Consider the following 23,830-nt stretch of genomic DNA (forward strand, 5'->3'; position numbering starts at 1 on the left):
ACAAACATTTAAGCTGATTTTGACTTATAAGTGCAAATACCTTTGCAGCTTGAAAAAAATCGGACTTATTTCTCTAAAGGTGATACTATGGCTCATCGGAATCGTCATCTTCCTGGTGATACTCCTTTTCGTCCTGATCCGCGTCCCAGCCGTGCAGAATTTCGCAAGAAAAAAAGCCGTTAATTATCTGGAAGGCAAGATCGGCACCAAGGTGGAGATCAACAAGATCAGCCTCAATCTTCCCAAACTACTGGTACTCGAAGATGTGTATTTCGAAGACCAGCGGAAAGATACCCTGATTGCAGGCGATACCCTGAAGGTAGACATCAGCCTGCTTAAATTGCTCGACAACAAACTCGAGATCAACGAGATCGATCTGCGTGGCGTTACCGCGAACATCAGCCGGACGGCCGATAGTGTTTTCAACTATGATTACATCGTGAAAGCATTCGCAGGTGAGCAAAAAAAAACGCCTAAGCCCGAAGACACCACTTCTACTATGAAGTTTTCGATCGATAAGATCAACCTCGACCGAATCCGCGCCAGGTTTAAAGATGCCATCACCGCAAATGACGCCGATGTGTATCTGGGCCATTTTGACACCCGCGTGAAGGACTTCGATCTTGACAAGATGAAGTTTTCGATTCCCGCGATCCGTTTATCGGGGCTAAACGCAAAGATCCTTCAAACCAAGCCGCTTGCCGCCGCCGAGCCTGCCGCGGTTGATTCCGCTGAGGCGACACAGCCTTTTAATATGGACCTGCAGCTGGGGACTATTGACCTCAACCGCATCAGCGTAGATTACCGGAATGATGTCTCGGCTATTAAGGCGACCATCGATATCCCAAAGATGGAAGCTGAAACCGATAAAATTGACCTACGCAACCAACGGGTCGACCTTCGGAACATTACGCTCGAAAACGCCGGCATCCTATTCGTGCTCGGTAAAAAAGAACAAGCTAAAGTAGTGGCCAATGAGGCTGCAAAAGAAGCTTCCTCCGCGGCAGCCAACTGGCGGGTGTTTGCAGATGAGATCGCGCTGACCAATAACAATATCCGCTTCGATAATTATAACCTCCCCGTGCAAAAACGCGGGATGGATTTTGCACACCTCGATATTAAGCAGTTAAGTATCGGCCTGGAAAAGCTGGTGTACGGGATCGATACCATCTCGGGCACTATTAATTCCGGCAGTTTCAGCGAGAAAAGCGGGTTTAGCTTAAAAGAGTTGAAAACGAAATTCTTTTACGGAGCAAAAGCGGCGTACCTCGACGACCTTTACGCCCGCACCTCCAGGTCGATCCTGCTGAACAATATCCGGCTGGAATATCCCTCTATCGAATCGCTGACGAAAAATCCCGGCGAGCTGCGGGTCGACGCCAACCTGGATGGCAGCCGGCTGGGATTACGCGATGTACTCACCTTTATGCCAACCATGGCGACAATGAACCCATTTAAGAGCTCGCCGGATGCTATACTTAACATTGATGGAAAAGTAAACGGGCTTGTAAAGGACCTTAACATTCCCAGTTTACGCATATCAGGCTTCCGAAACACGCGTGTGGTCGCCTCTGCGCGGATAAAGGGGCTGCCGGATATGAATAAGGCCTATTTTGATGTAAAGATCAACGATTTTACCACCCATAGCGCTGACATTTTCGCGTTAGCCCCTCCGGGAACCATCCCCGCAAATATCCGGCTCCCCGAGTCTATAAAGCTGAAAGGTACATTTAAAGGCGGCGTAACGTCTTTCACGACTGATCTGGATCTCAACTCAAGCTTCGGCAGTGCCAAAACAGTGGCATTTTACAATGCAAAAGTAAAGGGCAGCGAAAAGTACAAAGCCAATATCAAGCTCTTCAACTTTAATGCAGGCAGGCTGATCAAACAGGATACCACGATCGGAAAGATAACGATGGTAGCCAACGTGGCAGGAACGGGGCTGGACCCTAAAAAGCTGACTGCCAATTTTGACGGCAAAGTGATCCGTGCCGAATACAATCACTATGGCTACCGTAATCTCGTGGTTAAAGGGTCGGCGCGCAATGGCGACATCGCCGCTACCGCGAACATGACCGATGCGAACCTGGACTTCGACCTGGATATGACAGCCAATCTTTCGCAAAAATACCCCCGGGTGAAACTGGTGCTGGATCTGGATAGCGCAAACCTTCAACAACTGCACTTCATGAAGGATGATCTTCGCTTTCACGGTAAACTGGTAGCTGATCTCGCAACCGCCGATCCCGATTATCTTAACGGCACGATCGATCTCACCAATGCAGTGATTGCCCGTGGCCGTGAACGATACCAGCTGGATTCTGTAAGCGTGGTTTCTACCGCCACTGCCGACAGCAATACCCTGAAGCTGCGCTCTGAGATCCTTTCGGCAAACGTTGCCGGAAAGTATAAGCTTACCCAGGTCGGTTTCGCTTTGCAGGACCTTGTGAACAGGTATTTCGCGATCGGAGCTCCGCCGGCAAAACCTTACGTGTACGACCCGCAGGTAATGACATTTAACGCAAAATTGGCAAATGGACCACTGCTCGCTAAATTTGTTCCCGACCTGAAAGAGCTCGCAACCGTAAATATTTCGGGCAGGTTTAACAGCGCAGCAGGAGAATTGATCGTGAACGCATCGGCTCCGCGTGTACTCTACGGCACCAACGACCTGAATAACCTGCAGTTCTCGCTGAACACCGGTAACAACGCGCTCAATTATTCAGCCAGCGTAGCAAGAGTAGCCACGCCGCAGCTCCAGCTGTTAAATACCACCATCAGCGGAAAAGCACAGAATAATATATTAACAACCGATGTACAGGTAAAGGATAAAGACAAAAAACTTCATTACCGGATCGCGGGTGCGCTGACATCGTCGAACCCCGACTTTCGTTTTACGTTACAACCCGACGGGCTGATGCTCAACTACCAGCCCTGGACGGTCGGATCGGGTAACGAGATCCGCTTTGGCGGCAACGGCATCGAAGCTACCAACTTTGTGCTTTCCAACGCCAATCAGCGGTTAAGCGTTAATACGACCCCGCCTGGCTTAAACAACCCGTTAAAGATCGACTTCAGTAATTTCAAGATAGAAACGCTTACGTCGATCATTAAAAAAGATTCATTGCTGGTGGGCGGTACCATTAACGGGACCGCGCTGGCCAGTAACCTGCAGGCCTCGCCTACCTTCACCGCAGATATGAACGTCCGCGATTTTAACTTCCGCGGCGATACCCTGGGAAACGTGGCCATGAAAGTAAACAACGAAAGGCCAAATGTTTTTGCGGCGAACGTAAGCATCACCGGCAATGGGAACCAGCTTTTGCTCAACGGCAATTATAACACGGGTTCCAGCAGTTTCGATATGGACCTGGATATCGCGAATCTTAACATCAAAAGTATCGAAGGGTTTACGTTTGGCGCCATTAACAATTCGCGCGGAAGCATTAATGGCAAACTAAAGATCACCGGTACCGCTGATGCCCCAAAAATCCGCGGCGGCGTAAACTTTAACCAGGCCGGGTTCAGGGTGGTGATGCTTAACTCCGACTTCCGCATACGCGACAACCAGGTGGCGTTCAACGAAGAGGGTATCGGGTTCAAAGACTTCACGGTGATCGACTCGGCCGGAAATACCGCTTCACTCCAGGGTACTATTTACACCAAAACCTACACAGACTACCGGTTCGACCTTGACCTGAACGCCGATAATTTCAGGGCCATCAACTCTACGGCAAAAGACAATGAACTCTATTACGGCCAGGTATACCTGAACAGCCGGCTGCATATCGGCGGTACCATAACCTCCCCTACCGTAGACGGCAGCCTGAAAGTGAATGAAAAAACCAAGTTCACCATCGTACTGCCGCAAACCGACCCCGCTATTGAAGAGCGCGAAGGCATCGTGGAGTTCGTAGACATGGATAATCCCGACCTCGCGGCGATCCTCAGCTCGAAACTCGACTCGCTCAATCAATCGACGATCACCGGCATGGACGTGTCCATGAACCTCGAGGTGGATAAAAATGCGGAATTCAACATCATCATCGATGAGGGTAACGGCGATTTCCTGAAAGTAAGGGGCGAGGCACAGCTCAACGCAGGTATCGACCCCAGCGGGAAAATTACGCTCACCGGAACTTATAACCTCGAAGAAGGCGCTTACGAGCTTTCCTTCAACTTCCTGAAACGTCGCTTCGAGATTAAAAGAGGAAGCACCATGACCTGGACGGGCGAGCCCACCACGGCCGACGTAAACCTGACCGCCACCTACGTGGCCAACACATCTCCGCTCGACCTGGTGGACAATACGCTTGGCGATGCGCCTGCTTCGCAGCGAAATACCTACAAGCAGAAACTACCGTTCGAAGTAAATCTTACCATGAAAGGAGAACTGCTAAAGCCCGAGATCTCCTTTGATATCGTGCTTCCCGAACGGAACTATAACGTATCTTCCGAAGTGACCGGCACAGTAAACGACCGTCTTACCCAGCTGCGCCAGGAGCCTTCGGAATTGAACAAACAAGTATTTGCGCTGCTCCTCCTTAACCGGTTCGTAGGCGAGAACCCGTTCGCCAGCAGTGCCAGCGGTGGTGGCGGTGCAGCCACGCTCGCCAGGCAAAGTGTAAGCAAGCTGCTTTCCGAGCAATTAAACAATCTTGCCGGCGACCTGATCGGCGGTGTGGAGCTTAATTTTGACCTCGAGTCGACCGAAGATTATACTACCGGCCAACTGGCAAACCGGACAGATCTGAATGTCGGTCTCTCCAAACGTTTGCTGAATGACCGCCTTAAGGTGAATATCGGCAGCAACTTCGAGCTCGAAGGGCCAAAACAACCCGGGGCGCGCACCAGTAACCTTGCGGGCGACGTATCCGTGGAATACCAGCTTTCCAAGAATGGCCGTTACCTGCTCCGCGCCTACCAGAAAAACGAATACCAGGTGGCGCTCCAGGGCCAGGTGATAGAAACGGGGGTCGGCTTCGTGCTTACCATGGATTATAACCGGTTTAAAGAGATCTTCCAGCAACGTACGCAAGAAGACAAGCGACGCAGGCGTGCCGAACGCGACGCAAAAAAAGAAGCCAAGAAAGAGGAAAAAAAAGAAGACAAAACAGATGAATAAGATCTCGGCATACTGGCTTTTATTGGTAGCGGGACTCATACTTTCCGCTTGCAGCACCACGAAGTATGTACCTGAAAACGACCGGCTTTATTTAGGCGGAACCGTGAAAGTGAAGGATAAAGACGTTAAAAAACAGGAACGGAAACTACTGGAAGCCGACCTTAATACGCTGTTACGTCCCCGCCCTAATAGCTCCATACTTGGGATCCGGTTCAAACTGATGATCTACGGTTTACGCAGCAAATCAGGGAAGGGGCTGGGAAGCTGGCTTGCACGCAAATTCGGAGAGCCGCCGGTGCTCTTTAGTACCGTAAAAGTGGATTATAACCAAAAGCTCGTTTCAAACAGGCTGGAAAACCGCGGGTACTTCCGCGCCACTGATACCACCGATACCATTTTTAAAGGCGCAAAAAAGGTAAAGCTCGAGTACCATGCCTTCCCTGGCCCGCAGTATATGATCAACTCCGTGAAGTTCACCACAGACAGTTCCGACCTGGGTAAAGCGGTGAGTGCGACCGCGGCAGCCAGCTTCCTCAAAGTTGGCGACGCTTACAACCTCGATGTCGTTAAATCTGAACGTGAGCGCATCGACGGCCACTTAAAAGAACAAGGTTTCTATTTCTTTAGTCCCGAAGACCTCATCGTACAGGTAGACAGCACCAACAACGAGCATAAAGTAGATATGTATGTGAATATTAAACGCACCACATCCGAGAAAGCGCGCGATATTTACTCCATAAATAACATCTACATTTACCCCAACTACCGGCTGCGCGATACCACCGCCACCTCCCGGAAAACCATGACCTTTTACGACGATTTCTACGTGATCGACCCGCGGAAAACCTTTAAACCACAGATCTTTAGCCGCACCATGTTTTTCCGCAAAGGCGATGTGTATAACCGCATAGACCATAACCTGTCGCTGAACCGCCTGGTAAACCTCGGGACTTTTAAATTCGTAAAGAACCGCTTCGAGGAAGCCGACAGCGCAGGGAAACCGATGCTCGATGTTTACTACCAGCTCACCCCTTACCAGCGAAAATCGATCAGGGCGGAAGTTACCGGGCGTACCAATTCGGCGAACTTTACGGGCTCCGAGTTTACCCTCAGCTGGCGGAACCGCAACGCCTTTAAAGGCGCGGAACTGCTTACCTTTTCAACGTATATTTCTACCGACGTACAGGTTTCGTCTGCCAGCAAAAGCTTTAATAATATTTACCGCTACGGTGCGGAAGCCACGCTTTCTATCCCGAAATTTATCGTGCCATTTAAAGTGAGATCTAACAGCGCTTATATCCCGAGAACGAAGATCTCCCTGGGTTACGATTTCCTGAACAGGCCCGACAGCTACACGCTTACCTCCTTACGCTCCTCCTTCGGTTATACCTGGAAAGAAAATGTGCGTAAAGAACACCAATTAAGCGTGCTGGCATTGAATTATCTACAACCGTCGAAGGTTACCCCTTATTACGATTCCGTGTCGAACGTAAACCCCACGCTCAAGCATACCATCGAGAAGCAATTCACCATCGGCCCGATCTATAATTACAACTACACCAACACCAACGAAACCTTTAAAAAGAACACTTTTTACTTTAACGGTAACATAGATATCTCGGGAAATATCCCGGGACTGACCTCTGTCATTTCGACCCCGTTCTCCAAATACATCCGGGTAGAGGGCGATTTCAGGCATTACCGCAAGCTCGGGTTAAATTCCACGCTGGCCAGCAGGATCATTGCCGGGTACGGGTACTCGTACGCCAGCTCCACATCTATGCCGTACGTAAAACAGTTTTTTATCGGCGGGACCAACAGCTTACGCGGGTTCAGGGCACGCACTCTCGGTCCGGGTACCTATCGCGATCCCAGCATAGGTACCAACACCGTCACCGCCGATCAGTCCGGCGATATCAAGCTGGAAATGAACACGGAATTTCGTCCCACGCTGGCCGGTATCGTAAAGGGAGCGCTCTTTATTGATGCTGGAAATATCTGGCTCCAGAATGCCGAGACCGGTGCACTGGCGCGTCCGGGAGTGAAATTCAGCAAGGACTTCCTGAACGAACTGGCTATGGATGCTGGTTTCGGTCTTCGGTTCGATCTCTCTTTCCTCATCCTGCGTACGGATCTTGCCTTCCCTATCCGCAAGCCATGGCTGCCGAAGGGCGACCGCTGGGTACTTAGCGATGTCAATTTCGGAGATAAAGCCTGGCGGAAAGATAATTTGATCTTTAACCTGGCGATCGGGTATCCGTTCTAGTCGTCGGCCTTGCACCGGCAGACAAACCGAACATAACCGGATACCAGGACAGGATCGTTCCGGTACCGGCAACCGTAGAAATTAACACCACGCTCCCGTTTGGCCCAGGCTATTCGGTACGATCGCCATAAGCAGGCTGATTGGCCTTACTAAAAAACTCGTAAGCGAGCACGAAGCTAATCCCAAAGAAAACATAGGTCAATACGGACTTCAGCTTGCTGTACTCGCCATTGTAAAGGCTCCAGTCGTCTTTAAAAAAATAGTTCCTCATAAGCATGCAAACGGCCAGGCTGTAAAGCAGTTTAAGCGCAAGTAAAGATAAAGCCGGCTTTTTCCTGAAAAGAAAAAAATACCCTGCAATAAAAGGAAGAAAAATCCAGATCCTGAATACGAGAAAATCCATGGTATAAATCAGGATGTATAATGGCTGGGTAATGGCATAGGTGAAATTAAAAATGCAATCCAGCAGGTAATTAAAAATGCCGGAAGCCAAGCATACCATTAAGGTAATGCCTGGAAAAGTAAAAGCTAAGTTATACCAGTGTCTATTGGCAGGTGTTCCCATAGTTATATTTTTCATATACAGCCTCCTGCAGCTTTTAGTTGCTGTAACGTCATTTTGCCGTCAAGATAGTTCTTTACCAGGTTATAATTCGGTCGTTCTTTTACTGCATTGCCAACCGTTGCGGTTCCTCCGTGGCTATTCACGAATTGGGCCACCTTATTCTGGTAACTTGTCCAGAGCGCGTCTGCTCCTGCAAACGGGATGCCCCCAAGATACTGCGCAAATTCATGCCGGCCGGTGGTAAGACGATCGACACCTGTAACATAGAACGTATACCCGCCATTCGGATTGGCGGTAAAACCCCAGCTGCGGTTACCGCTTACCGGGTGTGCACCGTCTACCGGCGTTTTAATGGTAGCTACTGTCCAGTGACTCGCATCGCTTTCCACCGTAATTACGGATCCGTCATCAGCCATATCCAAGTGCAGGATACTGCCAAGCGGGTTGTTCGAATTCCACCGCTGACTGTCATTTACCTGGTCACCAGGGTCGTTATATGGATAGAACTGCGCGATGGACGGGTCGATAAAGCTATTTAGATTATGCCGGATATAATCAAGGAACTGTGCAGCACTCGCATTATTGCCGTTAATTTGCGGTAGTTGTGGTATATTGATCTCAAATCTATCCATATTGATGCGATAACCGGCGGCATTCTGGATCTTATGCGTAAAATAGGGATCAGAAAACAGGGTAAAATCATTTGAATTACTATTCAGGCTTCCGATCCGGTCCAGGACCGACTGGGGAGGCTTAAGCGATGCCAGGTCCTGGAAAGCCGCCAGCACCGCACATTTGATCAGGTAATCGGGGTTAGCGTCCAGTTCGTCCATCAGGTCGTTAAGCCGTTGCTCGTAGGCGGCGCCATTGTCACCATCCCCGTTCTCACAAGGTGGCGCCTGAGAAAACCTGTCGGCAGAAACACCCTGGGCACCATAACAAGGGTCCGAGGGCCCATCGTTACCACCGCCATATCCGCCGCCGCCACCACCGCCATCACCACCCGATCCGCCCCCGTAACCGCCGCCTCCATAACCGCCGTCTCCGCCACCGCCACCGCTGTCTCCGCCGCCGCCGCCGCCACCACCACCGCAATCATAAATATCAAATTGCCAGATCTCGTCAATTACAATCGGGCAGTCGCTTTTCACATTCGCTATCTGGTTACCGCCGCCTCCGCCACAGTCTTCATGCCAGAATATTACATAGATCGTTTCGCATGGTTCTGCCAGGCTCACGCGGTTCTCAACGCCACTAATCTTAAACCTGGTCTTTCCGTCGCTCGTAACCCGGATCCGCCCTACGGGCTTTCCCTTTACATATTTAAACCCGTTTAAAAACGTTCCCTCCATCGTGTGATAAAGGACCATACCGTTGAAATTGTCTTTTTTCCTTAACAGGCTCACATCGCTAAACGAATTTTTGGTCTTGATACCGTCGTCCGCGATGACGGTCATCAACACACTACGGGTCCTGTTACCTTTTTTAATAATTAGAAGCTTGGTAAAACCGTTTTGATAAATGCTTGCAGGAGCCCCTTTTTGCTTTGCGTCAAATCTTTGAGGCTGTGGCTCGTCCAATGGAATTTCCACAACCGTACTATCGCCTTGGAAATACGTTTTACCACCGTCCCACCTAAGCTTATAGGCCTTCTTTTTGTATTGTTTCGCGCTTACCTGCCCGGATGGATCATAAACGTTCAACCGGTTAGTGACCAGTGAATCGGCCGGGTAATTGCTTTGATACCAGGATTTAATGCCCGGTGGCACAAAATCGACCGATTGCACCGTCAGTTCCGGTCGCAACCTGAGCTCCTTTTTACAGGCGCTTACTACCAACAACATCATTAAAAAAAGCGAAAAGGCGCTCCACCGCAGAAATAGGCGTTGTTTCATAAATAATAGATAATAGATTTATTAGTCTGTAACAGTGAGAGCGATTTAGAATACGCAAGACAAACTTCCTTAAAGATAAACTTCCGCAAACAAAAATCAAAAAAGATCAATTTTTATTTGAATGTCATTATAACAGGCCTTACACGCCTCGCGGCCACCGGCTAACTATGCATATACATATTACATATCACGCCTTGTTCGTTACCAATTTTTCTTAATTTCGGCCAACGCAATTAAAACTTAAATACCATGAAGATAACCGTAGTTGGCGCAGGCGCAGTAGGCGCTACCTGTGTGGACAACATCGCCCGCAAAGAGCTTGCAGAAGAATTGATCATGCTCGACATCAGGGAAGGTTTTGCAGAAGGCAAGGCCATTGACATGATGCAGACCTCGGCCCTGCTGGGTTTCGACACCAAGATTAAAGGGGTTACCAATGATTACGCAGCCACCGCTGATTCTGAAGTGGTGATCATTACCTCCGGTTTGCCGCGTAAACCGGGTATGACCCGCGAAGAGCTGATCGGCACCAACGCCGGCATTGTAAAACAGGTGACCGAAAACCTCCTGAAGTATTCTCCCAATACCATTATCATCGTGGTATCGAACCCCATGGACACCATGAACTACCTCACGCTGAAAACTTCCGGCCTGCCAAAGAACAGGATCCTTGGCATGGGAGGCGCACTGGATTCGGCACGTTTCAAATATTACCTGAGCCAGGAGCTAGGTTGTTCACCTGCCGACCTCAACGCGGTAGTGATCGGCGGACATGGCGATACCACCATGATCCCGCTCATTAACCACGCTACCTGGAACAGCATCCCGGTTACCCAGCTACTGAGCAAAGAGCAGCAGGATAAGATCGTTGCCGCAACCATGGTGGGTGGCGCAACGTTAACCAAGCTCATCGGTACCTCTGCCTGGTACGCACCGGGTGCCGGAACCGCCGCAATGGTTGAAAGCATCGTGCGCGACGAGAAAAAGCTTATTTCCTGCGGTGTGGCGCTCGACGGCGAATACGGGCAGTCAGACATTTCCCTGGTAGTGCCTGTGATCCTCGGCAAAAATGGCTGGGAACAGATCCTTAATTTCAAGCTTACTGAAGAAGAACAAGCATCATTTAACAAAAGTGCAGACGCGGTACGTTCTATGAACCAGGTACTTGCCGATTCAAATTTCTTGTAGTTGTAGTAATCAGTTGTCAGGGATCAGTTGTCAGTTCCGGTAAACGCTTTATAGAAACTGATTACTGACAACTGATCACCACCCACCATGCGCGTTCCCCTGGAAATTCTTAACCTCAACAACGATGGCTTTCACCTGCTGGTAGACGTGGTTGTTTTCGGGGCATCTTTCAAAGCCGTGGTCGATACGGGGGCCTCCCGTACGGTGTTCGATAAAACCCTCATTACCGGCTTACTGGGCGGGAACGATATCCTGGTAACCACCGACAAGCTCTCGGCCGGCCTTGGCACTACCTCTATGGAAAGCTTCCAGCTTATCGTACCCGAGGTCAGGATCGGTAAGTTTCGTATCCACGAACTGGAAGCGGCGGTGCTGGATCTTTCTTCCATTAACCAGGCCTACGCAAATCTCCGCATCGGCCCGGTGATCGGGGTAATTGGCGGAGATATCCTCATGACCTACCGCGCGGTGATCGACTATGGCAAATCGCAACTGAAATTTTCCCGCGATTGATTGTTTATTGGTTCTGAATCACTATTTTGAGTAAAATTTCGATCTTATGAAAACACTTTTACGCCTGGTGGTTTTCGCGTGTCTATTCTCTTCTGCTTCGGCTCAGGATATTAAAGGAAAATGGTACGGGATGGTCACACAGATCCCCGGGGGGTACAGCACGTTCTTCGACCTCGAATTCGACATCAAACAGGACCCCGGCATCACGGGCGTTTCGTACTCCTATAAACACCCCAATCTCTACGAAAAACTGCAGTTTACCGGGAAGGTACGGGGAGACAGCATTTACCTGCGGGAAGACTCGGCAAAGATCATGCAGGAGATCCTTCCGGAAGACTGGGTACTGTGTGTAAAGAACTTTACCGTCGCCTACCGGAAAGTCGGCGCACGCGAATTTCTCCAGGGTACCTGGGATGGTAAAATGAAAGGAGACCGTACCCGCGACTGCCTCCCGGGATCCGTGATCTTATCGCGCAGTAAGGAAGACATCAAGTACTTCGTAGACAGCATTCACTCCCCGATCCCTGCTTCAGGGTTCGAACCCGTGCCCTCATTTACGAAAACATTTGCCAATACCAATATCAGCAAAGTGACCGAGATAGAAGTTAAACACCTCGATCTCGAACTGCGTCTCCGCGATTACCTGGAAGTAGACAATGATACTATCACGGTGTACCTTAACCGGAAGATCCTGGCGCCCAATATCTGGATCTCCAAAAAAGCCGTAAGCATAAAGTTTAAGATGAACCCAACAGTGCCGCTAAATGAGTTGCTGCTGTATGCCGTAAACCTTGGCCGGATCCCGCCTAATACTTCTGAAATGTACCTGATAGACGGTACCCGGTCATACCGGATCATGATCGAATCGGATAAGCAAAAAACGGCCGCCGTATACCTCAGGTATAAGCCTTAACACCATCTGACCAATGGAAAGCGATCTTTGCAGAAGCAACCTGCTCTTTCTTTTCCTGCTGATTGGCAGCTGTAGTTTTGCACAATCGTCCTATACCGGGAGCTGGCACGGCCTGATCACAGGCCGCGGCCTGCTGAACAATACACAATATACGGTGAACATTAAAACGCACGAGGGCGACGTGATCACCGGGAAGGCATATCTTTACAACAACTACCTGTATAACTTTTACGGCATTTTCGACTTCATCGGAACCGTTCAGCAAAATACCTGCAAGATCACCGAATTGAGGATCCTGTCGAAAGAAATGCCCGATGAACTTCATGGCTTATGCACTAAATTCTGCGACATGACGTACTCGGCGAACGACACCATGCAATACCTGGCCGGCAGCTGGGACAATACCAGCGGGAGTTGCCCCGAAGGCAAGGTCTTCCTTAAAAAGGCAAGGACCGGCGCCAAAGCGCCCGACATTCCGCCCCCGGTACTGGCAAAAATAAACGAAGATAGATCAACAGGCATTTCCTTTCTTCAAACTACACTTTCCCGGCCGGTGATCATCGACGTAAGCAGCACGCAACTTAAATTAACCATCAGGGACTATCTCAAGGAGGATAACGATACTATTTCAGTATACGTGAACCGCGAACCCGTAATTGTGAGCAGGAAGATCACCAAAAAAGGATACTCGCAAAACGTTCGGCTGGATAAGCTTTCAGGGCTGAACGAGATCATTATGTACGCAGAAAACCTCGGAACAATTCCGCCAAATACCTGTATCCTGGTCATTGATGACGGAAAACGAAAACAGGCGGTGAACATTGAGTCGACCAAACAAACCAGCGCAGCTATTTACCTCAGGTTCGGACCTGTTTCTAAAGATATTAACTCTAAGTCATAGCGCCATGATGAAACACCTTACGCTAATAATTCTTATCCTGGTTTTCCTGGCTTCGGCAGGCACGGCGATCGCTCAAAACCTGAAAGGACTATGGATCGGTGGACTTGTTTCAGACACTACCGGTGTTCCTGTGCTAAATACCAATTATGTGCTCCATGTAAAACAACAGATGGGCAGCATAGTAAGCGGGCGCGCATACGTACTCGAACGCCGGTTCCAGTTCGAAGGGATCCTCGACTTTATTGGCATGATCAAAGACGACCGCCTGGATGTGGTCGAGCTAAAGATCAATTCCTCGAAAACGCCTGTCGCTACCAAGTTCCTCTGCATCAAAAATATGGATCTTAAAATCACCCTCGGTAAAGGCAAAGATATCCTGCAGGGACACTGGACAGGCAAAATGGAAGACCGCAGCCCCTGTACCGCCGGCGGAGCCTACTTAAGCCGCTACAACACAGAAAACGAAGGCCTTGTCCCACCGGCTACCATGCGCACCATCCTGGCAGATACCGGCCCTATCCGCTTTCTCAACACCAATCTCTCCGAACCGGTGGTTATTAATGTAAGCAGCCGCACCGTTCACCTGATGCTCAACGATTACCAGAAAGAAGACAATGATACGGTTTCCGTATACCAGAACCGGCGGCCTTTCATTAAGAAACTGGCGATCTTTACCATTCCCTACCTGAAAACATTAAAATTCGACGTAAACTCCGACATGCAGGAGCTCGTGCTGGTAGCCGAAAATCTTGGAAGGGTACCACCGAACACCTCCACACTAACCATCGACGATGGCGTAACCACCCAAAAAGTCTCGATCGTGGCAACCAAACAGATCAGCGCCGTGATCTACCTCAAATACACGGGTAAATAAATAAGGCCGTGTACATTTGTACACAGCCTTATTAAAACCGGCCCGAAGATAATCGGTATTATACGTCTATCCGGGCGTATCTCGAGTTCTTCTCGATAAATTCGCGGCGAGGGGCTACTTCATCGCCCATCAGCATGGAGAAAATATGATCGCACTCTGCAGCATTTTCAATCGTCACCTTTCGAAGGGTGCGGGTAGCCGGGTTCATCGTAGTATCCCATAACTGTTCTGCGTTCATTTCGCCCAAGCCTTTGTAGCGCTGAATATGTACGCTGTCTTCCTTTCCACTGCCTTTAATGCGCTGTACAGCGGCATCCCGGGTTTCATCGTTCCATGCATATTCCTGTTCTTTGCCTTTTTTTACGAGGTAAAGTGGTGGGGCTGCAATGTACACGTAGCCAAATTCAACCAGTTCTTTCATATAGCGGAAGAAGAAAGTAAGGATCAGCGTAGTGATGTGAGATCCGTCTACATCCGCATCCGTCATGATCACGATCTTGTGATAACGAAGTTTATCCAGGTTCAGCGCCTTGGCGTCATCGGGGGTGCCGATGCTCACGCCCAATGCGGTAAACATGTTCTTGATCTCTTCGTTTTCATAGATCTTGTGTTCCATGGCCTTCTCCACGTTCAGGATCTTACCCCTTAAAGGCAGGATCGCCTGTGTGTGACGGTCGCGCCCCTGTTTTGCGGTACCGCCCGCCGAGTCCCCTTCCACCAGGTATAGCTCGCACAGCACCGGATCGCTGTTCGCGCAATCGGCAAGCTTTCCCGGTAACCCGGAACCGCCCATCACGCTCTTGCGCTGCACCATTTCTCTCGCTTTGCGGGCTGCCGCACGTGCGGTAGCGGCAAGGATCACTTTGTTGACGATCAGTTTCGCCTCCCTTGGATTTTCCTCCAGGTAGTTGCCCAGGATTTCTCCCACCGCGATATCTACCGCACCCATCACTTCGTTATTGCCCAGCTTGGTTTTGGTTTGTCCTTCAAATTGCGGCTCCTGTACTTTTACAGAGATCACGGCGGTAAGCCCTTCGCGGAAGTCATCGCCAGTAATCTCGATCTTCAGGTTCTTCAGCAGCCCCGATTTCTCGGCATAGGCTTTTAAGGTCCTGGTTAAGCCGCGCCGGAATCCTGCTACGTGGGTACCGCCTTCATGCGTATTGATGTTGTTCACATACGAATGCACATTCTCCGAATACGTTTCGTTGTACTGCAAGGCAAGCTCCACCGGGATACCCTGCTTAATCCCCTCTACGTAGATCGGGTCGGGGATCAGCGGCGTGCGCATTCCGTCGAGGTATTTGACAAATTCACTTAGTCCACCCTCAGAAAAATACTCCTCCTTACGTAAGCTGCCGTCTTCCTGTTCTTCGCGCTCGTCGGTTAACGTCAACCGGATCCCTTTGTTCAGGTACGCCAGCTCGCGCAAACGCGCAGACAGCGTATCGAACTTATATTCGGTAGTTAAGGTAAATATCTCCGGGTCGGGCTTAAAAGTCTGGATGGTACCTGTACGCTCAGAAACGCCGATCTCCTTTACGGGAAACAAAGGCTTCCCGCGCTCATATTCCTGGGTAAAGATCTTGCCTTCGCGGTGAACCACCGTCTTAACGTGGGTCGACAGCGCATTCACGCAGGACACCCCTACCCCGTGCAAGCCGCCGGATACTTTGTAGGTGTCTTTGTCGAACTTTCCGCCGGCATGAAGCACCGTCATTACGATCTCGAGTGCCGACTTCTGCTCCTTGGTATTGATCCCGGTAGGTATCCCGCGGCCGTTATCCTCCACGGTGATGGAATTATCTGTGTGGATGGTCACTAAAATGTCGGTACAATAGCCGGCCAGCGCCTCGTCGATCGAGTTATCCACCACCTCGTAAACCAGGTGATGCAGGCCCTTGAAACCGGTATCACCGATGTACATCGAAGGGCGTTTTCTAACTGCTTCCAGTCCCTCCAGTACCTGTATATTATCTGCTGAATAATTTGATCTATCTTCCTGTTCTTCGCTCATAGTATGTTGATAAACAAAGATCAAAAATACGGTTTTTTTGCATGAAAACCGCGTTTTGTGGATAAAAAGAGAGGCAAAATAGGATACTTGTAATGAAACATTATCTTTGCCTGAAATTTGAATAAAAATGAGAATATTATCATCCGGCTTTTCTTTATTTACCGGTCTCCTGGTGGTGGTTGCCGTGTCTTCATGCACGCAAAACCAGCCGAAAACCGCGAGCCCTGCGGGCGCTGCATCCGATAAAAAAGACGGAGCCGAAATTGCCTACATTAACCTCGATACCCTACAGTCGAACTACGCATACTTCGCCGACATTAAGGCCCAGATAGAAGAAAAACAGAAACGCGCGCAAGCTGATCTTACGGCTAAAGGCAACGCTTTCCAGCAGGAAGTGGCCAGGTACCAGCAGGAACAACCGTCGATGAGCGCCGACCAGCGTGCATCCACCGAACAGCGCCTGGCACGTAAACAACAGGAACTTCAGAGCCTTAACCAGAATGCCGGCTCAGCCATCGCGAACGAATCGGCGGTAGAAAATGAGAAACTTTACGAAAAAGTATCCACTTACGTAAAAACCTACGCCAAAGAAAAAGGATACAAGTTCATTTTAACCTATACCAAAGGCAATCCAACCGTGCTGTATGCCGACGAACGCCTTGATATCACTAAAGACGTACTCGCCGGCCTGAACGGGCAGTACAAAAAGGACAAAAAATAACGCCCTTTTAATGACCACGACGCCCGAAGCTGAAGCTGCACTTCACGAAAAATTTATGCGGATGGCCATTCGTCTGTCCTCACAAAATGTGAAAAAAGCCTTAGGAGGCCCTTTCGGCGCCGTGATCGTAAAAGATGGCAGGCTGGTGGCCAAAAGCGCCAATAAGGTAACCACCACCTGCGATCCCACGGCGCATGCCGAAGTGTCGGCCATCCGCCTGGCGGCAAAAAAACTCAATACTTTCGATCTCTCCGGCTGCGTGATCTATACCAGCTGCGAGCCCTGCCCTATGTGCCTCGGCGCTATCTACTGGGCAAAAATCAACCGGGTTTTCTACGGGAATAACCAGGGCGACGCTGCCTCGATTGGCTTTAACGACCAGTTTATTTACGAGGAACTGGCACTCCCCATGCATGGCAGGCGGTTAACCGCTACACGCATTCTCCAGCACGAAGCTCTTGAGGCATTCGAGCTGTGGAAAAAATCAGACTTTAAGATAGCATATTAGCTGCTTCATTATTATATTTAACCTTAAATTAAATATAATTATAATTATGAAAGCAGGCATATCCTTACCTACCCTTTCCGGGGTAACAAAGTTCCTATTAGTTTTCCTGACGGGATTCCTGGCGCTTTATTTAACCAACCTCCTGGTGATCGGCCTGAGCGCACCCGGCGGAAAATACATCGATTTCGTCGCCCGCCATTTAAATTATATCGCCTGGTGGCGGGAAACGCTGATCAGGTGTACCGCAAGTTGTATAGAATGGCTGGGGTGGAAGCCCGGGTTCAACCACGTGCATCTCTGGATTCCCCGGGTTGGAGGCATCGCCGTATCTTACAGCTGCCTGGGATATGGCGTTACGAGCTTTTTGTGGAGTTTCGTGCTGGCCTGGCCGGGAAAATCATGGTATGCAAGAGTCTTCATGATACTAGCGGGCACAATCCTGGTGCAACTACTTAACATCATCCGGCTGACTCTAATCACGGTGTATTGGCAAAACTCCCGGATCAGCTTGCCCGTCAGCCATCACGTGCTATTCGACGCGGTGATTTACGGGGTTCTCCTGGTCATTTTATGGCGATGGACGCGAAAGGCGCGGAACCAAATCGGTTAATCAGAAACCTGGTAAATGAGCTCCCAGAGCTTGTCCTTCAGTTCCTGGATCCCTTTTTGAGCCACCGACGAGATAAAAATGCAGGGTATGCCTTCCGGCAGATGAGCCCTCATTTCCTGTGTCAGTTCGTCATCCAGCATATCAGACTTGGTGACCGCCAGCAACCGCGGCTTATATTTTAACCCGGGATTATGAATTTCAAGCTCGTTAAGCAGGATTGCGTATTCTTCCCTGATGGTACGGGAGGTGTCTGCCGGCACCATGAACAGCAGCACCGCATTTCTTTCAATATGGCGAAGAAACCGCAACCCGAGTCCTTTGCCGCCTGACGCGCCTTCGATGATTCCCGGGATATCGGCCATAACGAACGACCTGGCGCCCCGGTAGGCTACGATCCCCAGGTTGGGAACGATAGTGGTAAAAGGATAGTCGGCGATCTCCGGCTTTGCCGCAGAAACTACGGACAACAAGGTAGATTTACCTGCATTGGGAAAACCTACAAGGCCCACATCAGCCAGCACTTTAAGCTCCAGCACGATCCACTCTTCCCTGCCCGGCTCTCCGCTTTGCGCGAAACGGGGCGTTTGCACGGTCGGGCTTTTAAAATGCCAGTTACCTTGCCCGCCTCTTCCGCCAGGTGTGAGCACCTTTTCCTCGCCATCTTTGGTGATCTCGAACAGTACCTCTCCTGTTTCGGCATCCTTGGCAATGGTCCCAAGCGGAACCTCTAATATTTCGTCTTTTCCCGTCTTTCCTGTTCGCAGGGAGCTTCCTCCCGGGAGACCGTCCTCCGCAATCACATGTTTACGATATTTAAGATGCAGCAGCGTCCATATCTGGGTGGTACCTTTCAGGATAATATGCCCGCCACGACCACCGTCGCCGCCATCGGGCCCACCTGTCGCGGTAAATTTATCACGGTGCAAATGCGCCGATCCTGCCCCCCCGTGCCCGGAACGGCAGCAGATCTTTACATAATCGACGAAGTTTGAACCGGGCATACTATTGTTTCCTTATTAACAAAAAAAGCGGAAAAAGTATTCTTCCGCTGCCTTGTTGGTTAAATAAATTTAATACTTATCGATAACGGCGCAAAGATTTTTAAAGATCTCTTCAATTTCACCTTTGCCGTTTATGCGGGTCAGTTTGCGCTGCTCGTCATAGTAAGGCAGCACGTGGATAGTTTTGCTAAAATATTCATCCACCCGTTTTTGAAGCTTGTCGGCCGCATCATCTACCCGGCCGCTGATCTTGTGACGTTCCGCAATACGCTGGTTCAGCTCAGCCTGGTCGACGTCCAACGCGATCACAACGGTTATTTTGCTTCCTTTGTCGATCAGAAAGTTATCCAATGCCTGCGCTTGCGGTACCGTACGCGGAAAACCATCAAATATAAATCCGTTGGCGCCCGGGCTTTTAACCACCTCCTCCTCCAGCATCGCGATCGTAACGCTATCGGGAACCAGCTGGCCATCTGCCAGGATCTGGCTTACCCGGCGGCCAAGCTCCGTTTGTCCTTTAACATGGGCGCGGAAAAGATCGCCGGTAGAGATATGAACAAGATTATACTTGCTAATCAATTTCTCCGATTGAGTTCCTTTACCGGCACCCGGGGGACCAAACAAAACCAAGTTCAGCATTTAGTTTAAAATTAAAAAAGCCTTCTCCGGATGTAAACGAAAAAAGGCTTTATAAATAGTGGTGCACCTGAAGGGAGTCGAACCCCTAACCTCCTGATCCGTAGTCAGGTGCTCTATCCAATTAAGCTACAGGTGCGTTTTATAACGGACTGCAAAGATAGAGTTCATTTTGGGAAATGGAAAGTTTTTTTTAAAAAACATCCCCTCTATCCTTTCACTACTTCCTGGATCTTTGCGAAATCCGGGAGGTCTTTTGCCGACTCGAGCACTTCCGCGTAAATAATGTCCTGGTTCTCGTCAACCACGAAGGCCGCGCGTCTCGACACTCCCTTCAGGTTAAACACAAATTCATCATAAAAAGCGCCATACGCCTGGCTTACTTCTTTGTTAAAATCAGACAACAGCGGGAACTGGTAATTATTCTCCGCTTTAAACTTCGCCAGCGTGAATGGCGAATCCACCGAGATGCCTATCACATCGGCGCCCAATCCCTCGTAGTAGCCAAAACTGTCGCGCATGGTGCATAACTGTGCGGTACAAACGCCCGTGAACGCCATGGGGAAAAAATGTATTACGAGTTTCCTACCTGTATAATCGTCCAACGATACAGGTTTAAGATCGCTGCTGAATAAGGTAAAATCTGGCGCTTTTTGTCCGGTTTCCATAATATCGATTTTAAAAACGGGTGATTAATAAAATTTATTAAATAGTAGTCTATATAGCCATCTTCCCGGGATTATTCCACACGAAGTCCATAGCAAATCCATACTTTTTCCACATCAACTCACGGGTCGGGAACAAGGTCAGTATAATGTAAGCATGCTGCAGCTGTCATCCCCGCGATGGCAACCTTCTTTAGCAATTCAGCTTCCCATCCACTATCGCCAGTCCGTCAACAAACGAGCGTGGCCGATACGACAAAATTTTCACCGCCTTATCCAGCACAAACCCGGTACGTGCAGGCCTTTTTGCGGGCTGTTCCAGCGATGCGGAGGCCACCGGCGAGATCAGTGAAGTGTCCAATTTCCAGAAATTCGCCACCATCCTGGCAAGCTCCAATACGCTCATCATTTCGTTTCCCGATACATGGTACAGTCCGAACGCACGTTTCATCGCCGCCAGGATACAGGCTTCCGCCAGGTCTTCCGCAAGTGTAGGCATTCTCCACTGATCATCCACCACCCGGATGGGAATTTGTTTTTCCAGCGAAGACTTTACCCAAAGCACCACATTGCTGCGGCTAAGATTACCCGTCACCCCATACACCAGTATCGTACGGATGATCGTCCATTTGCACCCCGATTTCTCCAGCGCCTGCTCCCCGGCCAGCTTGCTTTTACCGTAGTAGCTCAATGGACCCGGTGCCGCATTTTCGTCGTACGGACCATTTTCGCCATCAAATACGAAATCGGTGGAAAGGTGTACCAGGTGAATATCCAGTTCCTTACAGCTATCGGCCAGGTACTGCACCGCGTGTATGTTCACCAGGTCGCACCCTAGGCGATCAGACTCGCACGCATCCGGGTTAGCCATCGCAGCGGTATTGATCACCACATCAGGTTTGATGGAACCGATCACCTGCCGCACCTCGGCCTCGTCGGTAATATCCATCGGCAGGTAAATGTACCCATCCTTTACCGGGAAACGATTGCCGCCACGCGAGGTGGCCACCAGCACAAAATCACGCTTCGCCAGGAAACGTTCCGTGATCTTTTGTCCGAGAAGGCCGTTGCTGCCGGTGACGAGGATTTTAAGCATAGGCGAAGATAGTTATCAGCAGTCAGTTATCAGCAGTCAGTTATCAGTCGTCAGTCATCAGCAGTCAGCTGTCAGCCGTCAGCAGTCAGCTTTTAAAACGCCGGGGTGCTGATCTATTTAATGTTGTCTGTGGCCTGATAATGATTACATCCGGGCTGATTGCTGACAGCTGACTGCTCCTACGAAAACTATCTTCACTTCCTTATTTACTTTTTCCATATTAATACCTATTTTTGCAGACCCAAAAATCAATGCCGGAATAACGGATTGCGGATTTGATTTTTACAAAATTTACCAAACAATAGTATGCCAAACATTGGAAAAATAGCCCAGATCATCGGACCGGTAGTTGACGTAAGTTTCGCGGATGATGCGCACCTGCCTAAAATTTATGATGCATTAGAAATCACCAAGGACAACGGACAAAAGATCATCCTCGAAGTGCAGCAGCACCTTGGTGAGGACCGCGTCCGCGCCATTGCGATGGACTCTACCGACGGACTTGTTCGCGGAATGCAGGTGCTCGACACCGGCGCTTCGATCAAAATGCCGGTTGGCGACCAGATCAAGGGCAGGCTATTTAACGTAGTTGGCCAGGCGATCGACGGGATCGACACACTCGATAACAGCACAGGCTATCCTATTCACAATACGCCTCCAAAATTCGACGAGCTTTCTACCGAAACGGAAGTGCTCTTCACCGGGATCAAGGTGATAGACCTCCTCGAGCCTTATGCTAAGGGCGGTAAGATCGGCCTGTTCGGCGGTGCTGGGGTAGGAAAAACGGTATTGATCATGGAACTGGTAAACAACATCGCGAAAGCATATGCCGGTTTATCGGTATTTGCCGGTGTAGGTGAGCGTACCCGCGAAGGAAACGACCTGCTGCGCGAATTCATCGAGTCTGGTGTGATCAACTACGGCGATGAATTCCTGCACTCCATGGAAAAAGGCGGATGGGACCTCAAATCCGTTGATAAAGAAAAACTAAAAGAATCAAAAGCAACATTGGTGTTCGGCCAGATGAACGAGCCCCCGGGTGCACGTGCACGTGTGGCCCTTTCAGGTCTTACCGTTGCGGAGTATTTCCGAGATGGTGATGGCGAAGGACAGGGAAAAGACATCCTTTTCTTCGTAGATAACATCTTCCGTTTCACCCAGGCGGGATCTGAAGTATCAGCGCTCCTGGGGCGTATGCCTTCAGCCGTAGGTTACCAGCCAACACTGGCTACCGAAATGGGCCTGATGCAGGAACGCATCACTTCAACCAAACGCGGTTCGATCACCTCCGTACAGGCGGTTTACGTACCTGCGGATGACTTGACCGACCCGGCTCCTGCAACTACTTTCGCCCACTTGGACGCTACTACGGTACTTTCGCGCAAGATCGCAGAGCTTGGCATTTACCCTGCGGTGGACCCGCTGGACTCTACCTCACGCATCCTTAACCCAACGGTTTTGGGCGACGAGCACTATAACACCGCTCAGCGCGTGAAAGAAACCCTGCAGCGTTACAAAGAGCTCCAGGATATTATCGCCATCCTTGGTATGGACGAGCTTTCTGAAGAAGATAAACTGGTAGTTTCACGTGCACGTCGTGTACAGCGCTTCCTTTCACAGCCTTTCCACGTGGCAGAACAGTTTACCGGACTTAAAGGGGTGCTCGTAGACATTAAAGACACCATCAAAGGCTTCAACATGATCATGGACGGCGAAGTGGATGAATATCCTGAAGCGGCGTTCAACCTGGTAGGTACCATCGAGGATGCCATCGAAAAAGGCAAAAAGATCATCGCTGAATCAAACTAGTCTCCAGGGTGGAGGCCGGAGGCGCACGCTTTAACTCCAACCTGGTAAACATAAAAGATATATGATACTCGAGATATTAACCCCAGATAAAACCGTGTTCGAAGGAGAGGTTACTTCGGTAACAGTGCCCGGAACCCTCGGCTCTTTCGAAGTGCTGAATCACCACGCACCGATCATTTCCACCCTGGAAGATGGCAAAGTGATCATCCGCGCTGGCAAAGAATCGCAGTCTCTCTTTATCAAAGGAGGAGTGGTGGAAGTGATCAATAATAAGATCATCGTACTGGCCGAGGGTATCGGTCAATAACCCCGGTCTTATCTGCCCAAAGCGTCCCGTTTAACCAAAAGCGGGACGCTTTTTTTTACCTGCTTTTCCCAGCTCCCGCCGCTTTTCAGGCAGAATATAGCCCCCTCTCCCGGCCATATCATTTTTTATACCGTATACCAATATTAACTTCGGTACAAATCAATCAGCTAATAGTATTGCTTACAAGTAATTTATCGATACTATATTCCGATAAAAGTCA

19 protein-coding genes and 1 tRNA gene are annotated in these 23,830 nt (G+C 49.8%); 12 read left to right on the plus strand and 8 right to left on the minus strand.

Annotated elements, in window-relative coordinates; translation table 11 throughout:
• Positions 1-49: 49 nt before the first annotated feature.
• On the plus strand, positions 50-5,125 hold the full coding sequence (locus tag GS398_RS17785) for a translocation/assembly module TamB domain-containing protein (RefSeq protein ID WP_160908160.1): 5,076 nt from the start codon (positions 50-52) through the stop codon (positions 5,123-5,125).
• Positions 5,118-7,391 (plus strand): translocation and assembly module lipoprotein TamL, encoded by a 2,274-nt coding sequence (gene tamL / locus GS398_RS17790; RefSeq protein WP_160908161.1) that lies wholly within the window; start codon positions 5,118-5,120, stop codon positions 7,389-7,391. The genes GS398_RS17785 and tamL overlap by 8 nt, the downstream gene beginning before the upstream one ends.
• Before the next feature lie 109 nt (positions 7,392-7,500).
• On the opposite strand, the gene GS398_RS17795 is transcribed toward tamL, so the two are convergent.
• Both GS398_RS17795 and GS398_RS22335 read right to left on the minus strand, forming a co-directional pair.
• Complete coding sequence (locus GS398_RS17795; protein ID WP_160908162.1) at positions 7,501-7,971, minus strand: hypothetical protein; 471 nt, start codon at positions 7,969-7,971, stop codon at positions 7,501-7,503.
• Entirely contained in the window at positions 7,968-9,851 is a 1,884-nt protein-coding gene (locus GS398_RS22335; protein ID WP_202406120.1) for a hypothetical protein, read from the minus strand. Before GS398_RS22335 ends, GS398_RS17795 begins: the two co-directional genes overlap by 4 nt.
• Positions 9,852-10,100: 249 nt before the next feature.
• On the opposite strand from GS398_RS22335, the gene mdh reads away from it, so the two are divergent.
• From mdh to GS398_RS17820, 5 genes are all read left to right on the plus strand, one after another.
• Positions 10,101-11,039 (plus strand): malate dehydrogenase, encoded by a 939-nt coding sequence (gene mdh / locus GS398_RS17800; protein ID WP_160908163.1) that lies wholly within the window; start codon positions 10,101-10,103, stop codon positions 11,037-11,039.
• An 87-nt stretch (positions 11,040-11,126) separates the two neighbouring features.
• Positions 11,127-11,552 (plus strand): aspartyl protease family protein, encoded by a 426-nt coding sequence (locus GS398_RS17805; protein WP_160908164.1) that lies wholly within the window; start codon positions 11,127-11,129, stop codon positions 11,550-11,552.
• 46 nt (positions 11,553-11,598) lie between these two features.
• A complete protein-coding gene (locus GS398_RS17810) occupies positions 11,599-12,465 on the plus strand; it encodes a hypothetical protein (protein ID WP_160908165.1) in 867 nt (288 codons plus the stop codon).
• A gap of 13 nt (positions 12,466-12,478) precedes the next feature.
• Positions 12,479-13,366 carry a hypothetical protein gene (locus GS398_RS17815; protein WP_160908166.1) on the plus strand — a complete coding sequence of 296 codons (888 nt, stop codon included), beginning with the start codon at positions 12,479-12,481 and terminating at the stop codon, positions 13,364-13,366.
• A 4-nt stretch (positions 13,367-13,370) separates the two neighbouring features.
• Positions 13,371-14,240, plus strand: a complete 870-nt coding sequence (locus tag GS398_RS17820) for a hypothetical protein (protein WP_160908167.1) — start codon at positions 13,371-13,373, stop codon at positions 14,238-14,240.
• A 58-nt stretch (positions 14,241-14,298) separates the two neighbouring features.
• On the opposite strand, the gene gyrB is transcribed toward GS398_RS17820, so the two are convergent.
• On the minus strand, positions 14,299-16,257 hold the full coding sequence (gyrB, locus tag GS398_RS17825) for a DNA topoisomerase (ATP-hydrolyzing) subunit B (RefSeq protein ID WP_160908168.1): 1,959 nt from the start codon (positions 16,255-16,257) through the stop codon (positions 14,299-14,301).
• Between the two features lie 127 nt (positions 16,258-16,384).
• Between gyrB and GS398_RS17830 the strand changes: the two genes are divergently transcribed.
• The 3 genes from GS398_RS17830 to GS398_RS17840 are packed head-to-tail and all read left to right on the plus strand — an operon-like array spanning position 16,385 to position 18,096.
• Positions 16,385-16,978 carry an OmpH/Skp family outer membrane protein gene (locus GS398_RS17830; protein ID WP_160908169.1) on the plus strand — a complete coding sequence of 198 codons (594 nt, stop codon included), beginning with the start codon at positions 16,385-16,387 and terminating at the stop codon, positions 16,976-16,978.
• Between the two features lie 10 nt (positions 16,979-16,988).
• A complete protein-coding gene (locus tag GS398_RS17835; protein WP_160908170.1) occupies positions 16,989-17,486 on the plus strand; it encodes a nucleoside deaminase in 498 nt (165 codons plus the stop codon).
• 46 nt (positions 17,487-17,532) lie between these two features.
• A complete protein-coding gene (locus tag GS398_RS17840) occupies positions 17,533-18,096 on the plus strand; it encodes an exosortase/archaeosortase family protein (RefSeq protein WP_160908171.1) in 564 nt (187 codons plus the stop codon).
• Here GS398_RS17840 and obgE read toward each other — a convergent pair.
• From obgE to rfbD, 5 genes are all read right to left on the minus strand, one after another.
• A complete protein-coding gene (obgE, locus tag GS398_RS17845) occupies positions 18,093-19,097 on the minus strand; it encodes a GTPase ObgE (RefSeq protein ID WP_160908172.1) in 1,005 nt (334 codons plus the stop codon). The two genes, GS398_RS17840 and obgE, sit on opposite strands and share 4 nt — an antisense overlap.
• A gap of 69 nt (positions 19,098-19,166) precedes the next feature.
• On the minus strand, positions 19,167-19,736 hold the full coding sequence (locus GS398_RS17850; protein WP_160908173.1) for an adenylate kinase: 570 nt from the start codon (positions 19,734-19,736) through the stop codon (positions 19,167-19,169).
• A gap of 59 nt (positions 19,737-19,795) precedes the next feature.
• Positions 19,796-19,872 (minus strand) — tRNA-Arg (locus GS398_RS17855).
• 70 nt (positions 19,873-19,942) lie between these two features.
• Positions 19,943-20,401 (minus strand): redoxin domain-containing protein, encoded by a 459-nt coding sequence (locus tag GS398_RS17860; RefSeq protein WP_160908174.1) that lies wholly within the window; start codon positions 20,399-20,401, stop codon positions 19,943-19,945.
• Between the two features lie 190 nt (positions 20,402-20,591).
• Positions 20,592-21,494 (minus strand): dTDP-4-dehydrorhamnose reductase, encoded by a 903-nt coding sequence (gene rfbD, locus GS398_RS17865; protein WP_160908175.1) that lies wholly within the window; start codon positions 21,492-21,494, stop codon positions 20,592-20,594.
• A 306-nt stretch (positions 21,495-21,800) separates the two neighbouring features.
• Here rfbD and atpD point away from each other — a divergent pair, with 306 nt between their 5' ends.
• Together atpD and atpC are read left to right on the plus strand one after the other, a co-directional pair.
• Complete coding sequence (gene atpD / locus GS398_RS17870) at positions 21,801-23,303, plus strand: F0F1 ATP synthase subunit beta (protein ID WP_160908176.1); 1,503 nt, start codon at positions 21,801-21,803, stop codon at positions 23,301-23,303.
• A 61-nt stretch (positions 23,304-23,364) separates the two neighbouring features.
• Entirely contained in the window at positions 23,365-23,610 is a 246-nt protein-coding gene (atpC, locus tag GS398_RS17875; protein ID WP_160908177.1) for an ATP synthase F1 subunit epsilon, read from the plus strand.
• The last annotated feature ends 220 nt before the right edge of the window (positions 23,611-23,830 follow it).

This window comes from Hufsiella ginkgonis, from assembly GCF_009834915.1.
GTDB lineage: Bacteria > Bacteroidota > Bacteroidia > Sphingobacteriales > Sphingobacteriaceae > Hufsiella > Hufsiella ginkgonis.